This window comes from Cerasicoccus frondis (assembly GCA_031296915.1).
Classification (GTDB): Bacteria; Verrucomicrobiota; Verrucomicrobiia; order Opitutales; family Cerasicoccaceae; genus Cerasicoccus; species Cerasicoccus frondis.
The window spans coordinates 87,410-105,115 of the sequence record JAVDPC010000001.1 but is presented as its reverse complement, the minus strand read 5'-3'; the positions used below and the strand labels follow the sequence as shown (position 1 = coordinate 105,115).

The 17,706-nt window shown below is 57.4% G+C and carries 13 protein-coding genes; 5 read left to right on the top strand and 8 right to left on the bottom strand.

The features are described 5' to 3' along the window. Positions 1-180: 180 nt before the first annotated feature. The 3 genes from RBB63_RS00465 to carA all read right to left on the bottom strand — a co-directional run bounded on the left by RBB63_RS00465 (position 181) and on the right by carA (position 5,503). Complete coding sequence (locus tag RBB63_RS00465; protein WP_309379989.1) at positions 181-2,958, bottom strand: tetratricopeptide repeat protein; 2,778 nt, start codon at positions 2,956-2,958, stop codon at positions 181-183. A gap of 1 nt (position 2,959) precedes the next feature. Then, positions 2,960-4,147, bottom strand: a complete 1,188-nt coding sequence (locus RBB63_RS00460) for a hypothetical protein (RefSeq protein WP_309379987.1) — start codon at positions 4,145-4,147, stop codon at positions 2,960-2,962. A 198-nt stretch (positions 4,148-4,345) separates the two neighbouring features. After that, the gene (gene carA, locus RBB63_RS00455) at positions 4,346-5,503 is read right to left on the bottom strand and encodes a glutamine-hydrolyzing carbamoyl-phosphate synthase small subunit (RefSeq protein ID WP_309379985.1); all 1,158 of its coding nucleotides are present in this window, start codon (positions 5,501-5,503) and stop codon (positions 4,346-4,348) included. Between the two features lie 130 nt (positions 5,504-5,633). On the opposite strand from carA, the gene RBB63_RS00450 reads away from it, so the two are divergent. The 3 genes from RBB63_RS00450 to RBB63_RS00440 all read left to right on the top strand — a co-directional run bounded on the left by RBB63_RS00450 (position 5,634) and on the right by RBB63_RS00440 (position 7,959). Continuing rightward, a complete protein-coding gene (locus tag RBB63_RS00450; protein ID WP_309379983.1) occupies positions 5,634-6,317 on the top strand; it encodes an exopolysaccharide biosynthesis protein in 684 nt (227 codons plus the stop codon). Between the two features lie 108 nt (positions 6,318-6,425). Next, a complete protein-coding gene (locus tag RBB63_RS00445) occupies positions 6,426-7,328 on the top strand; it encodes a phosphatidylserine decarboxylase (RefSeq protein ID WP_309379981.1) in 903 nt (300 codons plus the stop codon). A gap of 193 nt (positions 7,329-7,521) precedes the next feature. Beyond that, positions 7,522-7,959, top strand: a complete 438-nt coding sequence (locus RBB63_RS00440; protein ID WP_309379979.1) for a hypothetical protein — start codon at positions 7,522-7,524, stop codon at positions 7,957-7,959. A 346-nt stretch (positions 7,960-8,305) separates the two neighbouring features. On the opposite strand, the gene RBB63_RS00435 is transcribed toward RBB63_RS00440, so the two are convergent. Together RBB63_RS00435 and RBB63_RS00430 are read right to left on the bottom strand one after the other, a co-directional pair. Beyond that, entirely contained in the window at positions 8,306-9,256 is a 951-nt protein-coding gene (locus RBB63_RS00435) for an ADP-ribosylglycohydrolase family protein (protein ID WP_309379978.1), read from the bottom strand. A gap of 72 nt (positions 9,257-9,328) precedes the next feature. Beyond that, entirely contained in the window at positions 9,329-10,822 is a 1,494-nt protein-coding gene (locus tag RBB63_RS00430; RefSeq protein WP_309379976.1) for a coiled-coil domain-containing protein, read from the bottom strand. Positions 10,823-11,107: 285 nt separating this feature from the next. Between RBB63_RS00430 and RBB63_RS00425 the strand changes: the two genes are divergently transcribed. Next, entirely contained in the window at positions 11,108-12,097 is a 990-nt protein-coding gene (locus tag RBB63_RS00425; protein ID WP_309379974.1) for a malate dehydrogenase, read from the top strand. A 97-nt stretch (positions 12,098-12,194) separates the two neighbouring features. Further along, the gene (locus tag RBB63_RS00420) at positions 12,195-13,271 is read left to right on the top strand and encodes a hypothetical protein (RefSeq protein WP_309379973.1); all 1,077 of its coding nucleotides are present in this window, start codon (positions 12,195-12,197) and stop codon (positions 13,269-13,271) included. Positions 13,272-13,277: 6 nt separating this feature from the next. Here the strand turns inward: RBB63_RS00420 and RBB63_RS00415 are convergent, their stop codons facing one another. The 3 genes from RBB63_RS00415 to dnaG form a co-directional block, all read right to left on the bottom strand. Further along, complete coding sequence (locus tag RBB63_RS00415; protein ID WP_343219108.1) at positions 13,278-13,838, bottom strand: sugar O-acetyltransferase; 561 nt, start codon at positions 13,836-13,838, stop codon at positions 13,278-13,280. 67 nt (positions 13,839-13,905) lie between these two features. Next, positions 13,906-15,762, bottom strand: a complete 1,857-nt coding sequence (gene rpoD / locus RBB63_RS00410; protein ID WP_309379969.1) for an RNA polymerase sigma factor RpoD — start codon at positions 15,760-15,762, stop codon at positions 13,906-13,908. Positions 15,763-15,783: 21 nt separating this feature from the next. Then, positions 15,784-17,625: a DNA primase gene (gene dnaG, locus RBB63_RS00405; RefSeq protein WP_309379966.1), complete on the bottom strand. Its 1,842-nt coding sequence runs from the start codon at positions 17,623-17,625 to the stop codon at positions 15,784-15,786. Positions 17,626-17,706: the final 81 nt, after the last annotated feature.

The following is a 17,706-nucleotide window of genomic DNA, read 5'->3' as shown; positions in this document are numbered from 1 at the left end:
GCGGGGATGGGACGTGCAAGGGGTAATCGCAAAGTTGTGACATAATTTTATCAATAGCAAGCAAGATTCGCGAAGAACCCACTGACCAATGAATTAGGCTCATGCTCTTGCTCATTGGGTCGTTCGCTAAGGGGCCCCTTGGACTTGGATACTGAGAAGCGTAGCATGGTCTGAAAACGTTTATTCGGCGCCTTCGGTGGTGGATTCCAGGCCCAACGCCTGGGCGAGGATGCGGCGCTCTTCGGAGGGCAGATCAAGGAGTGCGGATTCATCTTCGCCCTCGACGAAGTAGTTGATCGCGGTGTGCAGCAGGCGGGCGGGGAGTTCTAGTTCCGGATGAATCTTTGCCCGCTCAGCCCAAAGGGCATGCCATGCTGACAGCCCCTTCGGGGAGAGGCTGGATTGGCGCAGTCCAGCGAGGCTATCCACCAAGCCCGCCGCGAATTCCGTAACCGCCTCATGCTCAGCGTAGACGCCGAGCAGCATATCCAATCGCGGCGCCCAGGCGTCGGCGTGTTGACCAGAGTTCAAGACAGCGCCGATGTATTGAGGAATCGGGCCCAGATAGGAAGATTCAGCAGGCTCTCTCTTAGAAAATCCGGATATCAAGTGCTCTTCTGCTTCGGCCCAGTGGCCACGCTGCATTTCGAGGTTAGCGATACGGAAATGGGCATTTGAAACGATCGCTTGAGGCACATGGTTGAGGGTGGTTACAGCAGTATAATCAGTATTCGCCGCCTCACGGTCGCCGCGCTCTTCATGAGCAAAACCACGGTTTACTAGCGTCTTGGCAACCAGTTCGGCGGGGGTGTTTTCGCGGTTGATCACCGTGGTGTAGTCGGCAATTGTCGCCTTGATCTCTCCCCGCCATCTGTAGGTGGCACCGCGGTTAAATAGCGCTATGGCGAGCTGCTCGGCGGGGGCATCTTCGCGATTGATCACGGCGGTGTAGTCGGCAATCGCCGCTTCGATATCGCCACCCTGTCCGTGGGTGAAGCCTCGGTTGACTAGCGCTAAGGCGAGTTGCTCGACGGGAGCGTCTTCAAGGTGGATCACCGCGGTGTAGTCGGCAATCGCCGCTTCGGTATCTCCTCGTTTTCTATGGGCAACACCGCGGTTAAACAACGCCAAGGCGAGCTGTTCGGCTGGGGCGTCTTCGCGATTGATTACCGTGGTGTAGTCGGCAATTTCCGCTTCGATATCGCCAACCTGTCCATGGGCGACACCTCGATTGACCAGCGCCAAAGCGAGTTGTTTGGCTGGGGCGTCTTCGTGGTTGATCACGGCGGTGTAGTCGGCCATTTCCGCTTCGATATCGCCGCGCTGTCCATGGGCTATGCCGCGGTTGAATAGCGCCTTGAAGAGCTGTTTGACTGAAGCGTCTTCGTGGTTGATTGCGGCGGTGTAGTCGGCAAGCGCCGCTTCGATGTCGCCCCGCTGTCCATAGGCTAGGCCGCGGTTAAATAGCGCCCAGACGAGCTGTATAGCGGGGGCGTTCTTACGTTTGATCAAGACGGTAAATTCATGAATGGCTTCGTTGAGCCTAGTCGCGTGGGCTAGGGCAACTCCGTAATTAATCATGTCTTGCGCATCGTCGGACTCGTCCTTGACGTCACGAAGGAGATCTAATTGCTCTTCGTCGCATTGGGTGAGGTCGATCCCATCAGCTTCGTCCCGAAACAGTTGCAAGCGAAGATTTCCAGTTGCCTCAAAGTGTTCGTAAGCCTCACTGAGATACATGCGGGTGATCGCGGCTTCATGGGGCGCCGCTTGAAGCCGGTCTTTCAGCTCTTCTTGGTCGTACCAGACTCGGAGGAAATCGACGAGAATACGGAGTGGGGTGCGGCCCTTGGCCTCCTTGACCTCGTGGCTGAGCCGCATGAGTGGTTCGGCGAGTTCGTAGAGCGATTCTTTTCCGCGTTTCCGGCTTTGGACGTATCCCATCCGTCGCAGGCTGACCAGTTGGCTGGAGATGGTCTGGGAACTGGAGAAGAGCTGCCGGGAGATCGCCTTGACCGGCTGAGGTTTGGCAATGGTGCACAGGAACTCAACGATCTTGCGCTGCAAGGTCGGGAGCCAGCGCAGGCGTTCCTGGTAGTAGGGGGTGAGTTGTTCGTCGACGAGCTCCTCGAATGGCCTGACGAGCTCCTCGAGTGTCTTCCGGTTGATGAATTCGGAGAGGATGATGAAGAGGCGTTGGTTGCCGCCGGTCAGGTGGTGCAGCGCCCGGATGCGCGCCCGGCCTCGTGGCGAGGCGATGAAGACGGCCAGCTCAGCGTCGTCCTTTTCTCGAGCGACCTTGACGAGGAGCTCGGTGGCGTGTTCGACCGAGAAGGGCTTGAGGTGATGCACATCGAAGAAGCCGAAAAACGGGGCGTCGCGGTCCGAGACCCCATCAAAGAGCCGTTGGGCGGTGGCGACCGTGCAGAAGTGCGGGTGATTCTGGATCAAGGCCCGCCAGCGTTTTTGCTCCACATCGTTGAACTCGGCGAAAATCGCATCCAGGTTCTCGACGAGGATGAGCAGGGTGTGCTCCGCGAGTTGTTTCAGGACGAGTTTGGTAATGGCGTCGCTTGCTGCATTGACATCAGAGAGATCGTAAATGGCCTCCGTGGAGTCCGCCGGGAATTCCTGCGGATATTCCCGCGCCAAAGCGCGGTGAACGCGGAGGAGGAGTGATAGCAGCGTGTCGCTGGTTTCGTCCTCATTGAGCCACGCAATGCGCAGCTTTTTCATGACCTCGCCCATGCCGCTGATCCGGTGATGGACCAGGGTGATCAAGTGGGTTTTCCCACTGCCCCGGGGCCCGACAAAAAGGAGGTGATGCTTGTTCTTGGTCAGGCTGCTGTCGTGAACCGCGTCTACGGCTTTGGAGATCAGTTCCTCCCGCGCTACCGTAATTGCTTCGAGCGCGGACGGGTCGGACCAGTTGGGGGAAAATCGGGAAATGCGTGGCATGCTAGGAAACTTGTGGGTTCAACAGGTCGCGGTCGATTGCCCACCAGCGACGGACGATCTCGAGCCGGAACACGTAGCCGCCATTGGCGTCACGTGTCAGGTAGTGATCGGCCAGGAGCAGTTTGAGCAGGCCTCGGATCTGTTCGTCGTCGGCGCCTGCAACGATCGATTTGGCTTCGTTCGCTAGTTCACGAAAGGGTCGGGGAGCCTGCGATACCGCGAGGGAATCGAGCAACGCGAGCACAACCGCTTCGTCGTTTCCCTCCGGATAGTATTTGGGAATCCGGTTGCGGTAATGAGCGAGGTCCCAGTCGCTGTTGGCATCGATCAGTTCATTGACGAGGCAAGCATCCAGTGAGTCGGGCGTCGCGCCTTGGCTTTTCGGTATCCGGGCAATGAGCCGGTGAATGTAGAAGGGGACGTCGCCAGTGAGCGAGGCGATCGATTCCGCGGCCAGGTCGGGGTCGTCGGTCTTTAGCTTGGCGCCTAGGATGAGCTCCCTCGCGAGATCGACGGCTTCGGGGTGATTCAATGGGCCGGGCGCCACCCGCTCAAAGGTGTTCAGCGGGGAGTTGTTGTAGCCTTCTTTCCGGAGTTGGGAGAGCACATGATGAATGCCGATGGACCCAGTAAAAAGAAAGCGGATGCTGGGGTAATCCTGGCTGAGAGAGCGTAAGGTATCGAGCACTTCCATGGCGCGTTCGGCGCCTTCTGCAACACGAATGTTGTCGAGGAGGAAGGGGACCTCATCCCAGAAAAATACGACGCGTTCATTGAGGGTCTGATGTTCCTCATGAAGGTCGGCAATGGTACGGGTAAGGGTTTCCTTCCAAGGCGCAGCAGAACCATCCTTGAGCTTAATTACGCCAGCAACTTCGTCTATTCCTCCTACTAATTGCTCCATTCTCCGCAATGCTCTCTTTTTCTTGCTTAATAGTGCGTGGGCATCTCGATAGACCTGCGATGCGAATTCCGCCCCGGTTCGCAGGCCACCCAAGTCGCGTTTCAGGACCAGCCATCCTGCTGGGGGATGTGCCGCCATCTTATTCAGGATCATCGTCTTTCCAATGCGACGAAGGTCATTCATGTAGATGTTACGCCCTTCGAGAATCTCCCAAAGCTCATCAATGAGCTCGTCGCGCCCAACGATATCATCCGGATCCAATTGACCACCAGGGTTTGGTTTCATGGAATCATACTTACGTTAAATTTAACGTGCGTCAAGAAAAACGTATGTTCTAGGGTGGGCATCGCGTCAGAGCGGTTACGTTGTGAAGCAAATCAGTAGACGCTCCCCCCCCCCTGATGGACTGGCGCCAAAATTGTACAGGGTCAAACCAGGAGCTTAATTGCTCCCAGCTTGGAGCGTGAAATGCTTTCCGGCGACTTAGCCTTTTGTCTTAGCGACCATGTCGTAGAAGTTGGCGAACAGTGGGTCGGCGTCATTCGGGCCGGGTGCTGCCTCCGGGTGATACTGCACGCTGAAGACCGGCAGATCCTTGTGGCGTAGACCTTCCACGGTGTCGTCATTCAGGTTGATTTCCGTCACGACAGCGCCACGGGCTTCCAGGTCTTCGCGCTTGGCGGCGAAGCCATGGTTTTGTGCGGTGATGGCGACTGCGCCGGTTTCTAAATTCTTGACTGGCTGATTGCCGCCGCGATGGCCGAATTTCAGCTTGTAGGTCGGGGCGCCGAGGGCATGTGTGATGACCTGATGCCCGAAGCAAATGCCAAACGTCGGGTAGTCTTCCATGACGTTGGCGACCGTCTTGTGCGCGTAGGTTACGGCGGCAGGATCGCCTGGGCCATTGCTGAGGAATAGGCCATCCGGGTTGAGTTCGCGGATCTGCTCCGGAGAGGCGTCCGCAGGCAGCACCCAGACATCGAAGCCATGCATCCGCAGCTTGCGGAAAATGGAGCGTTTGGCGCCGAAGTCCAACGCTGCAACCTTGAAGATTTTTTCTTGATGCGGGTCCGGGTAAAGCGTGGTGCCGGGGACAGTGAACGGGCTGCGGTCCACATTGGGCTCAAACTGGTAAGCTTCCTTGGAGGTCACCGCCTTCACGTAATCCACGCCAACCAGACCGGTCCACTCGCGGGCGCGCTCGACGGCTTCACCGTCGGTCAGTCCCTCGGTGGAGAGGCATGCGTTCATGGCGCCGGCTACCCGGAGGCGCTTGGTGATGGCGCGGGTGTCGACGCCGGAAAGACCGGGAATGTTATGGCGCGTCAGGTAGTCGGGTAGGGATTCCACACTGCGCCAATTACTGACCACCGGGCTCAAATCGCGCACAACGAAGCCGGACGCCTTCGGGCCGTCCGATTCCTCATCGTCGGGATTGATCCCGTAATTGCCGATCTGCACGGCGGTCATGGTGACGATTTGCGCAAAATAGGAGGGATCCGTGAGGATTTCCTGATAGCCGGTCATCGATGTGTTGAACACGGCTTCGCCCACTACGGTGCGGGCGGCTCCAAATGCGCGGCCCCGGTAGACGGTGCCGTCTTCCAGGGCGAGAACTGCGGGCTGCGGGTCGCTTGACATTAACCGGCAGACACAAGACAGGCCCCGCCCATCCCGCAAGCGGAAAAACGGATTTTTCGTCGCTTTGCTAAAAAATGACGAAATCCCCTGGTCGTTTGACGAATAGGCGAACGCTCATTCAGTGCCCAATATGAGCCGCCTCTTCATAAATCCGCCTGACGATATCCATTTATCGCAGCGATTCGACGTGGAGTCACAAACGGAGACGCCGTTTAGACCGAAAAAATACCTCAAGGCGCCCCAAAACCTGTGCCAGTTGCTTGATCGGCTGGAAGATAACGCCAGCGGATGTGAGCGGGTGACGCTCGACACCATGTTCAACGCTGTAGGACGCCGGTCATTTGGCGCATTAATTCTTTTGCCTGGCTTGATCGCCATGTCGCCGCTGAGCGGCATTCCCACGCTGCCTTCAATTCTCGGGCTGCTCATTGTACTGATCGCAGGTCAATTGCTCGTTGGGCGATCTCATTTTTGGCTGCCCGACGCGATTCTCCAGCGTTCTGTCGACTGCGATAAATTTCTACGGGGAATCAGCGCCATAAGGCCGATTGCGCGCTTTGTTGACCGACTGATTGGCCCGCGCTTGATGCTGCTCACTCGCGGCGTGAGCGTATATGTCATTGCCCTGATCTGCGTGGTGATTGGCGCGACGATGCCACCGCTGGAGATTGTGCCGTTCCTGGCCACCACGGCTGGCGCCGCGCTCACGGTATTTTCACTTTCGTTGATCGCGAGGGATGGCCTGCTTGCCCTGATTGGCTTCGGCTTCACCGGCGGCGCGCTCTACTTGATCGTGACTCAGTGGCCTTTTTAGGCTGGGAGGTGATAGGGAGAGCATTGCCTAACGCTACCGGTTCGGATCATTTTCCGATCGTGGTTGATTTCCTGATGCGGAGGCCGTAGGCATGATTGTTTGCGCGGCATGGAACCCATTGAATTTTACAATCGCTACACTGGAGAAATTGAGACCGAGCAGGTTTTTGGCGAGGCCTGGCTGGCTTGGGCCTACGGCACTCCGCTGGGGAAATTAACCGTCGAACTTGCCGCCAAGCGCGCGCTCTTTTCCCGATGGTACGGCTGGAAAATGGGGCGCAAGGCGAGCACCGCCAAAGTTGTGCCGTTCATTCAGGAGTATGGTCTGGATATCGCCGAGTTTCTGCGCCCGCCGGACTACTTTGAGTGCTTCAATGATTTCTTTACGCGTCAGCTCAAGCCCGAGGCGCGGCCCATTGATGTTGATCCCGAAAGCGTGGTTTTTCCCGCTGATGGTCGGCATTTGGGTTGGCAGGATTCATCGCAGATCGATCAGGTATTTGTGAAGGGGCAAAGCTTCGATCTCAATGCCTTGCTGGGTAGCGCATCGCTGGGGCAGCAGTTTCGGGGGGGAGCATTGGTGCTTTCCCGCCTTTGCCCCACGGATTACCACCGCTTTCATTTTCCCGCCGCCGGCGTCCCGGGGACCCCGCGTGAAACCCCACGCGAGATTTGCGGACCGTTGTATTCGGTCAATCCGGTCGCGCTGCGCCAGCGCATCGATATCTTTTGGACTAACAAGCGCGTGGTGACCATCCACCACAGCGATAGCTTTGGCGATATGGCGCTGATTGAAGTCGGCGCCACCTGTGTGGGCACGATCCAGCAAACCCACGTATCTGGCCAGTGGACCGAAAAGGGGGGGGAGAAGGGCTACTTCGCTTTTGGCGGATCAAGCACGATCACGCTTTTTGAGCCCGGAGCCGTCGCCCTTGATGCGGACTTGATCGAACACACGGCTGCAGGACGCGAACTTTACGCGCGCATGGGTGATCATCTGGGCAAAAGATAAGAGTAAGGTCGTTTTCCTGATGAAATAGTTGGGGGCATTCCACTATTTAGTGGGAATATTTTGTCTGGAAAGGCGTCATACCTTTACTATGCAAAAGTATGTCACCCTGTCTTCTTTACGCCGGGAAATGGAGTTTCATAATCGGCGAGATTGTTGGCGATTGGCCCGAGATGGCCAAGTGATTCAACGCCCCATGTCCTTATCTTTAATCGAGGAGTCGGTGAAATGGGACCACGATGCCGTTTACTGCATCCGCCATGCAGATGAGCCGGATGAGCCCGTTTCCAAATGGCGTAAAATCGCCCAACGCAGTGGCCCAGCGATGCCGTCAAAAGGCCACACGAGCTTCTTTCGCGCACCGAAACCACCCACGCCGCCAGCCAAAACCAATAATAGCCCAACCGCCAGTCAGGAGCTGGAGCGACGCATAACAGCTTGTGAAGCGCATTACGCCTCGATCATTGAAAGCATTCAACGCATGCAGCAGGACATTGCATCGATGCGCGAATTCGCCGTCATGAAAAGCGATTTGGAGGACGTCCGCAAACAGCTGGATGATGTCACGGATTTCGTCGAACGTCGGCATTATGACCTCTCAGGCGTGCGAATGGAGGTTATTGGCGCGGCCTAGAGCACTTGTCATCTAGATAGGCCGATCAGGCCGCAGTGATTTTTCGTGTCCAGCAAGGCGGCTTGAGCGTCACAGGCTGGAAGCCTGTGAGCGAAAAGCCAACAACGCTGGCGCGGAAAAGCACTCGGTTTTGGGCTTGGGGCCAGATTGGAAGTTCGCGGCGTTGGCATTTCAATCACGGGCTTCCAGCCCGCTCAATCAAAGCCGCCTTGCGCTGCATCCAATCTCTACCCCACCTGACTCGGCCAATCTAGATGAAAAGTGCTCTAGACATTTTGGTCAGAGAATTGATCATCTATCGGATACTGAGTTGGCGGGCTTCGGCGTATTGCGTCGGAGCCCGCATTTACTTGCCCGCAAGTTCCCTGGAGGTCAGGTAGAGACGCTCAGCCAGACGCAGTATCTTCTTGCGATAGAGAATGGCGTCGCGCCATTGGTCCGGTATGCCGCTGATGCCATAATATGCTCCGGCGAGCTGGCCGTAAACGGCGGCGGTGGTGTCGGCGTCTTCACCCAGATTAACCGCTGCCAGAACGCCGTCGGCAAAATTGTCTGTGCTGGCGAAAGCCCACAAGGCGGCTTCCAGGCAGGAAACGACATCTCCTCGGCCACGAATGGCGGGGGGGGCCTTTTCCCAATAAGATCCGCGCGCCACGGTTTCTATTTCGCCCGTCAGCGGCTGGCAGAGCCAAACGCCACGCACTGGCGCGTAGCCCGGCAGGAGAAGCTCTTCCTTGTCCACACCGTGGACAGCGCCAACGATCAATGCGGCAAAATAACGGCATGCGTCGATGCAAAGGCGAGTCGCATGGGTCAGGCGGCTACTTTCCCCGGCAAATTCCAAGGCTTCCCTCGGTGTTTCGGCGTAAAACAACGGTACCGGCGCCAGTCGCATCAGTGAGCCGTTGCTGGAACTGCCTTCGCTGGACAATCCGGCAAAGGGCGCTCCCTCAGCTTCGTAATATTCAATTGCGGCCTTGGTCGTGGAGCCAATGCCGAAAGCGGCTTCGCGGCAGCTCCAGTAACCGGCGCGCCACCATTGCCGAATGCGGTCCATGGCGTCAGGCGCGTCAAACCCGCCTTTGGCGACAAGGCTTTCGGCCAGGCACATCGCCAGTGCGGTGTCATCGGTCCATTCGCCGGGTTCGATTTTATGAAAACCGCCAGCGGCGAAATTCGAAACCGGGGGGAACATGCCGGGGGCAAGACCTTCTACTGGGGCGCCCATGGCGTCGCCAATCGCCAAACCCAACAAGCTTCCGTAATAGCGTTCCAATGGGTCCATCTCTCGCGACATGCCCGAAGACTAAGCTAGCCGCGCGCCAATTCAAGGCCGGAAATCGAAGAAGTGTCCGCTCGCCGAGACGCGTCAGCGCAGGCCCGGGGGGAGGGTGGAGGCATTGGCTTGTATGCGCTGCTGGTAGGCGCGGTAATCTGTCTCCGAAAATTTCGAACCCAGCGTGACTTTTGTCGTCGTACTGGCCGTTGGCGCGATGACGGCGTATTGGCGATTAACCATCGCGCCGATGACATCCCCGGTTTGCGAGAACACGAGGTCTCCTTCGCGGGGGTTGAACTCGCCAAACAGCTCACTGAAAATCGACGTATCCATGTCCAGATACTCTGGGTGGTCGGGGACGACCTTAAAGCCGACCTCGCCGTATTTTCCCTGGTTGCTGACAAGAACTGCCTGCGGAAATTTCAGCGGTTCCTTGGCTAAATTGAAGGCAGTGACCCCCCATGTCTCGGGGAAATTTCCCGGCAATCGTAGGGCGAGGATGCGCGGATCGGCGGCTAGGGCATTCAGGGTTTCAAAGCGGCCAACTTTGCCGCCAAAGCGAATCGTACCTGTCACCGCTTTGAGCCCGCTCTTGGTGAAGGGTGTTTTGTTGGCCGGTATCAGGGCGTAAATATTGGCCCCGTCGCGAATCAGGATAGTGTCGAGTGTGTATTTTTCCGAGGTCGCGCCAAAGACCCCTGATTCGGTGGCGTCGAACTGAATGTTGATACGGTTCTTCTGATAACGGTCAAAAATGGTGTTCATTGACAGCGGTTGCGCGCGCTTCACTTCCTCGCGAATTTGGTCAGTCGACTCAGCCAATTGGCCCACGCCTTGCGCCAGCGTTTGCGTTGTTTCCTGGAGCGATTGCTTTTCCTGCCGGGTAATCTCGATATCGCGCTGGGCGAGGGCGAGTTGCTCTGCCTTGGTCCGCGCCTCTGCCTTGGTCACTTCCAGTTCTGTGGTCAAAGTCTGCTTTTCCAGCTCAGCGGTTTTGACCTCCGAGGCAAGCCGCTCGCGCTCTGCGGCGAGCTCTGCGGCCAACGTCGCCTTTTGCTCCAGTTCGGATTGCAGCGAACGCAGGCGCTCAGTTGAAGTCGCGGCGGTTTCTTTGACTTCGGCCAAAGTCTTGGCCAGCTCAACCCGATCTTGCTCGGCGGCGGCGAGCTTTTCCTGGGCGAGTTTACTTTGTTCGGCGAGCTTGGCTCTTTCCGCTTCGGCGGTGGCGTTTTGAGCGGCAAGCTCCTCGCGCTGTTTTTCGAGTCGCGCTTTTTCTGCGGCGAGTTGCTCAGCGGTCTGCTGAGTTTCTTCGAGCTTGGCCTCACGCTCGGCAAGCGCTTTGGCGCGGGCTTCAAGCTGCTCCTGGGTTTCCGCCAGCTCCGTGGAAAGCTCATCACGGTTCACCTGCTCGGCGTCGAGGGACATTTTCAAGACATCGATGAGGTCTTGATTCGCCACGGCGTCCTGCTCAATCGTCTGCTCGGCCTCGGTCGCTGTCTGGTCCGCAGGCTCGTCAAAGCGCGCCAGCGCCAGCAAGCTGAGCAGCAGGAAATCGCAAATGACGAGAAGGAGAGAACGGTTCATGGTTTTAAGTTAAGGTGTATGCAGCCTTACTGACAACGCAATCGTGGAATCGGCTTCCTCGGATTACTATCGCTGTTGGCGAGTGACGTTTTTGCTAATATGGCCAGCGCATCAGAGTTTCTGCTTTCCGTCGGGCCCAATTAGCGGCATTAATGCTCATTCGCTCGAGGTGGGTTATTGACATGCTAGAATGAAATCTCTCATATTCTTTCAAAACCTCTCAACCCGATCTCGGCTATGAGCGCTTACGTTCTCTATAAAAACAACCCTTATCGCACTAAAAGCATGAGCAAGAAACCCATCCGTGTCGCCGTAACGGGCGCAGCCGGCAACATCGGCTATGCACTCCTATTCCGTATCGCATCCGGCCAAATGTTTGGCCCGGACCAGCCCGTCGCGCTAAACCTCATTGAGATCGAACCCGGCATGAACGCCCTCCGCGGCGTCGCCATGGAACTGGATGACTGCGCCTTCCCGCTGCTCACCGAGATCGTGCAGACCTCGGACCTGAACGTTGGCTTCAAGGATGTAAACTGGGCGCTGCTCGTTGGCTCGGTGCCGCGCAAGCAAGGCATGGAGCGCGCTGACTTGCTCGGCATCAACGGCAAAATCTTCGTTGGCCAGGGTAAGGCAATCAACGACAATGCAGCGGACGACGTGCGCATCGTCGTTGTGGGCAACCCCTGCAACACCAATTGCCTGATCGCCCAAAAGCACGCGCCGAAGATCCCGGCTGACCGCTGGTTCGCAATGACTCGCCTGGACGAAAACCGCGCCATGACACAGCTTGCGCAAAAGGCTGGCGTTCAGGTGAAGGAAATTTCCAACCTTGCGATTTGGGGCAACCACTCGCCGACGATGTTCCCGGACTTTTACAATGCCAAGATCGGGGGCAAGCCCGTCACGGAAGTCATCACCGACGAAGCCTGGCTCAAGGAAACCTTCGTGCCGAAGGTCGGCAAACGCGGCGCCGAGATCATCGCTGCTCGTGGCGCTTCCTCCGCTGCTTCCGCTGCGAATGCCGTGGTCGACACTGTGGTTAGCTTGACTACGCCGACTGCGCCGGGCGATTTTCACAGTGTTTGCGTGCTTTCCAGCGGCGAATACGGCGTGCCGGAAGGCATCATCACCTCGTTGCCGATCAAGAGCGACGGCTCGAAGTGGGAAGTCGTTAAGGGCATCCAGCTCAACGAATACGCCAAGGAGCAGATCGCCAAGTCCAACCAGGAACTGCTCGACGAACGCGAAATGGCGTTGGCCGGTCTCCAAGGCTAAGCAAAACAACTTTGCAAGACAAAGCCCGGCCAATGCGGTCGGGCTTTTTTGTTTCGCCAAATCCCATCCTCCGTGGCATACCAAGAACCTGATCAGCGTGAAAGCAGAGCACGACATCGGCATCTACATCCTCACTTATCCGGGTGATTTTTATATGGCGCAGGCGCTCATCGAAAGCCTGCGTTACTTTAGCCCGGGAACGCCCATCCAGATCATTCCGGGGGATGGCTTTGTCCGCAGGCAATCGCCCTTTGGCGACGTTCCGATCATGGAGGAACCAGGCGGCTTTTGGAGCGAGCTGCGGGCGATCGATAAGAAGTTCTGGGCTTTCGCCGGGCCCTTTGAGCGGTTCCTTTACCTGGATGCCGACATCCTCTGTTTGAAACCTTTGGAGCCTTTCTGGGAACGGCTGCGCGCCGCTAGCGACGAGAAATTTCTGTTCGCGAATCTTTACTATGACGTCGCTGAATGGCAGGCGGTTATGGCTAATCCCGGAGACCCGCGCCATGCGGATTGGCGAGCTTGGGTGGCGCGCGGGATGGGCAACCCTGAGCAGGCGATGGACTTTGATCCAAGCTACGACCCTTACGCGCGCAGTCCGTTCAACGCCGGTATTTTCGCCGCTTCGAAAGCCGCGATTACCGAAAAGATGCTGCGCGAGCAATATGAGGCCGAGGTGCGTTATTACCGCGAAGTGCTGGGCAAAGAATACGCCTGGCGCGCGAACGATGTCTTCTATGCCGATCAGGGGCGGCTGAACTACTACGTGGATAAATTCAACATTGCTTTGCATCCGCTGGGCAAGGAAGGCGGCGACTTATGGTCAGGCGACTTCGATGCGCAAATCGACCTCGATGCCGTGCTCGCTCGACGCTGCGAGCATGCATTCATTCATTGGGCGGGGCGTCGGCGTCCGTCGCCATCATACTTTTCGCAAGGACCGCTCTACCGCTTCATCGCCAACACGGAGACTGACGGACATTTGGTCGCTGCTGGGCAGCAGCGTTTTCAGGACGTAGTGGGCAATGACGTGTATCGACATTTCGCCAAGCAGGCTGGCGTGAACATGAGCTTGGGGACTCGTTTGCGGCACACTTGGCCGGATGCGGTTCGCTTGGCCAAGTATCATTGGTGGGAGCTTAAAAAGCCGTTCGTGAAAAGAACTGGTCGGTAGTTCGAGTTAAGGGGTAATTGCGCGGATGACTTTTGCCGGGACTCCTGCAACGACGGTCCTTGAAGGCACGTCTTTTGTGACCACAGCCCCAGCGCCAATTACGGCGGCATCGCCGATTTTGACGCCCGGGTTGATGATCGCGCCAGCGCCGATCCAACAGTTGTCTCCAATGGTGATGGGCGAGCCGAATTCGAGACCGCTGTTGCGTTCGGTGGGATCGAGCGGGTGGGTGGCCGTCAGGATTTGTACGCGCGGCGCGCACATGCAGTTCTTGCCAATGTGCACTTCGCAAACGTCGAGGATGATGAGGTCGAAGTTGGCGTAAAAATCTTCACCCAGGTAAATGTTGCTGCCGTAGTCGCAGCGAAAGTTCGGCTCAATGTTGAAGCGCTCGCCCGTTGCGCCCAATAATTGGCGTATGGTCTCCTCGCGCTGGCTGAGCTCCTCGGGCGGTAGGAGATTGTAGCGGTGGCAGAGTTGGCGAGCGCGCAATCTTGCCGCGGCCAGTTCGGGGTCAGCCGGCGCATACAGTTCACCGGCGAGCATCTTTTCTTTCTCGGTAAGCATTGTGCTCATAAAACAAAAACAGCGCCGGTAGGTTCCGACGCTGTTTGATTAAAAGGGTGAAGCTTGCCTACTTTTTGAAGTGCTCGAAGCCGGGGCCGCTGGTGTCCATCTCGCCTTCGAAGAAGCCGTGGAGCTGGCGAATACGCGTCGGGTGACGCATCTTGCGCAGGGCCTTGGCTTCGATTTGGCGGATACGTTCGCGGGTGACCTTGAACTGGCGACCGACTTCTTCCAGCGTGCGGCTGTAGCCGTCAACGAGACCGAAGCGGAGCGAAAGTACGCGGCGTTCGCGCTCGGTCAAGGAGTCGAGGACGTCCATGATCTTCTCACGCAGAAGCGAGTAGGCGGTCATGTCGTAAGGGTTTTCCGCGCCCTTGTCTTCGATGAAGTCACCGAAGTTGGTGTCGTCGGAATCACCTACCGGGCTTTGCAGCGAGATCGGCTGCTGGGCCATCTTCATGATCGCTTGCACGCGCTCGACCGGCAGGTCCATTTCGTCGGCGACTTCTTCCGGGGTCGGCTCGTGGCCGAGTTCCTGAAGGAGCTGCTTCTGCACCTGCATGACCTTGTTCAAGGTCTCGATCATGTGCACCGGAATACGGATCGTGCGGGCTTGGTCAGCAATGGAGCGGGTGATCGCCTGGCGAATCCACCACGTGGCGTAAGTGGAGAACTTATAACCGCGGCGGTACTCGAACTTTTCAACCGCCTTCATGAGGCCCATGTTGCCTTCCTGGATCAGGTCGAGGAAAGAGAGGCCGCGGTTGGTGTATTTCTTGGCGATCGAGATCACGAGGCGGAGGTTGGCTTCGACCATTTCGGTCTTGGCGCGGTGGGCCTCACGCATGTTGCGGCGCACGTCGCGGATGAGCTCCAGCATCTCGGCGGCGTCCAAACGATACATCTGGGTGATGTCGTTGAGGCGCAGCTTGATGGTGGCCGGGTCGTGCTTCTTGTGCTTGCGCTGCTGGACCTTCTTGGAAATTTCGAGGTGATCGAGGTGGTCCTCAATCTCACGCAGGGTGGGGGAGAGGTTGTCCAGGAACTCTTCGAAGACCTTCATCTTGAAGCAGAACTTCTTGAAGATCGGCTTGAGCTGGCCTTCGTACTTTTTGAAACGGGTGACGGCGCGCTTTTCGTTGGCGGACTCGTCGTCGTGCTTCTGAATGTCGGCCCAGGCCTTTTCGCAACGGGCTTCGATGTCTTCGGACTTCTCGATGAGCTGCGGCAGGGACTTAAAATACGCTTCTCGGCTTTCGATCTTCTTATCGAGGACGACGCGGTCAAAACGCTCTTCGCGGTCGATGAGCTTTTTGGCGAGGTCGATCTGGTAAGTGGTCGTGAGGCCAACGGAGAACAGCAGGTCCATCGCCTTGGACTCGGCCTTCTCGATGCGCTTGGAAATGGAGACTTCCTGCTCGCGGGTCAGCAGCGGCACCTGGCCCATCTGCTTGAGGTACATGCGAACCGGGTCATCGAGGATGTCCTGGTTGGCCTGGCGGCTTTCCTCTTCTTCCTCTTCTTCAAGGCGGGCCTTGTAGTTTTCGACTTCTTCGTTGTCGAGGATGTCGATCTCGAGGTTTTCGAGGATGGAGATGACGTTCTCGATCTCTTCCGGATTGTTGATGCTTTCCGGAAGGGCGTCGTTGATGTTCTGCACCGTCAGGTAGCCCTGCTCCTTGGAGGTGCGGATCAAGATGCGGATCTTGTCGTTGAGGTGCGCGGTGGCTTCCGCAGCGGCCTCAGGCGACTTCGTTCCGTCTGATTTTTTGGTGGCGCCGGTCGCCTTGGTCTTCTTGGCGGGATCGGTAACCTCCTGCGCCTTGGCGGCAGCTTTTACCTTCGCCTTGGTGGCGGAGGCAGTCTGCGGCTTGGTGGATTTAGTGCTACGGCTTTTTGCGGTCTTTTTAGCTTTGGACGGCATGTTGTTGCTGGGTGGACTTACTTAGGTGGGCAATTCTATGGTGGGCGGGTGAAGCTTGAGTCGGCGGAGGCGAATACGCTCCTGATGCAACGCTCGCGTCTCCTCGGGGGGGGAGGCGTTCGCGTTTAAAATACGCTCTTCCAGGTTTTGTTGCGCGCGGCGCAGGTAGAGCTCGAATAAGCGGCGAATGCACTCGTTGATTGCTTGAACCGGGTCATCAAAGTTGAGCTCACGCGTGAGCAATTGGTAAATGTAATTTCGTTCGTCCTCATTTTCAAGCAGCGGTTCCAGTGTTTCGACGCCTTCCCATTGATCATTCTCTGCTTCGGCCAGGACAACGCCAAGCAGCCTCCCGTCCTGACGAGAGGCATCAAGCCATTCATGGTCAATGGTTTGTGCATAAAACTGGGCCAGATCTGGCCGATGTAAAGCGATGAACAATAGCACCGACTCGGCGCTTGTCAATTTTTCAGTGGACTTGTTTTCAGGTTGCGGTGGAGGCGGGGGCGCCCCTGCCGCGCGTTGATCGCGTTTGCGGTGGCTACGGAAATCCGTCTCCAGCGCGGTGCGGTCAGTTCTGGTTAGATGCGCTAGCTCATCCAGATATTCCCCGCGTACAACGGCAGAATCGCAGCCGGATAAAGCGCTAAACATCGTTTCGAGCACGGCGGCCTTATCCCGGGGGGTGGCTTGTCCCGGGTTGGGCATCAGCGAATTGACCGCAAAACGGATGGCGGTCAGGCGATTTTCACGGAGCTCATCGAGGGCTCCGGCGCCTTTTTCGCACAGGAGATCGTCGGGGTCCAGGCCGGGGGGGAGGGGGAGGAAGTGGACTTCAAGCCCGGCGGCGAGGGCGAGGGGGAGCATGCGCATGGCGGCTTTTTGGCCGGCGCGGTCGCCATCGAGCAGGACTTCAACCTTGGGCGTGTATTTGCGCAGCAGAGAAAGCTGGTTTTCGGTGATCGCCGTGCCCTGCGGCGCGACGGCTTCGTGGACGCCCTGTTGGAAGCAGCGCAGGCAGTCGAGCTGTCCTTCGACGAGGACGAATGGCTTGGTTTCGTCGATGTGCTTGCGTGCGTGATCGAGGCCAAAGAGCACATTGGACTTCGAAAACAGCGGCGTCTCGGGCGAATTGACGTACTTCGCCTCCTTGGAATTGTCGTCGTCGGGGACGAGCTCGGTCTGACGCGCGGTGAACGCGATCACGCGCCCCTGAATGTCGCGAATGGGGATCATGAGGCGGCCTCGGAAGCGCGGGCGGGCGCGGGAGGCGTCACGGGCATTGTCGTAAATATACAACAAGCCGCAGGCCTTGAGCGCATCGATGGAAAAGCCTTTGCCGACAATGTATTTGACGAAGCCTTCGCCGGAGGAGGGGGCCAGGCCGATTTTGAATTCGTCCGCGAGCTCCAGTGGGAATTTCCGCTTCTCCGTCCAGTAGTTGCGGATGAACTCGGCCTCGGGGTGCTCGGCGTGAAAGGCGCGGTGAAAATAATCCGTGGCGACTTCGTGGATTTGGAACAGCTCTTTGCGCAAGGAGGCGCGTTCGGGCGTCATGCCGTCGCTGTCATACTCCAGGGGGACGTTGTAGCGTTCGGCCAGGAACTCGATCGATTCGTTGAAGCCGAGGTTCTCCTTGAGCATGACGAAGCGAAATAGATCGCCCGCATTGCCGCTGGAGTAGTCGTGGAAGACGTTCTTTTCGGGGTGGACGTAAAAGCTCGGCGTTTTCTCGGTGTTAAAAGGCGACAAGCCGCGCCACTGCGCGCCAGCGCGCTTCATTTGTGTGTACAGCCCCGCAACGTCCACCAAGCTGACCTGCTGGCGGATGGTTTCGATGCAATTGCGGGAGATTCTCGGCATAACGGGTAAAGATGGCAAATATCGCTTCGAGCGCCAAGCACGCACGGAAGTTTTTTTAATGGTTGGGGATATTATCGGGAA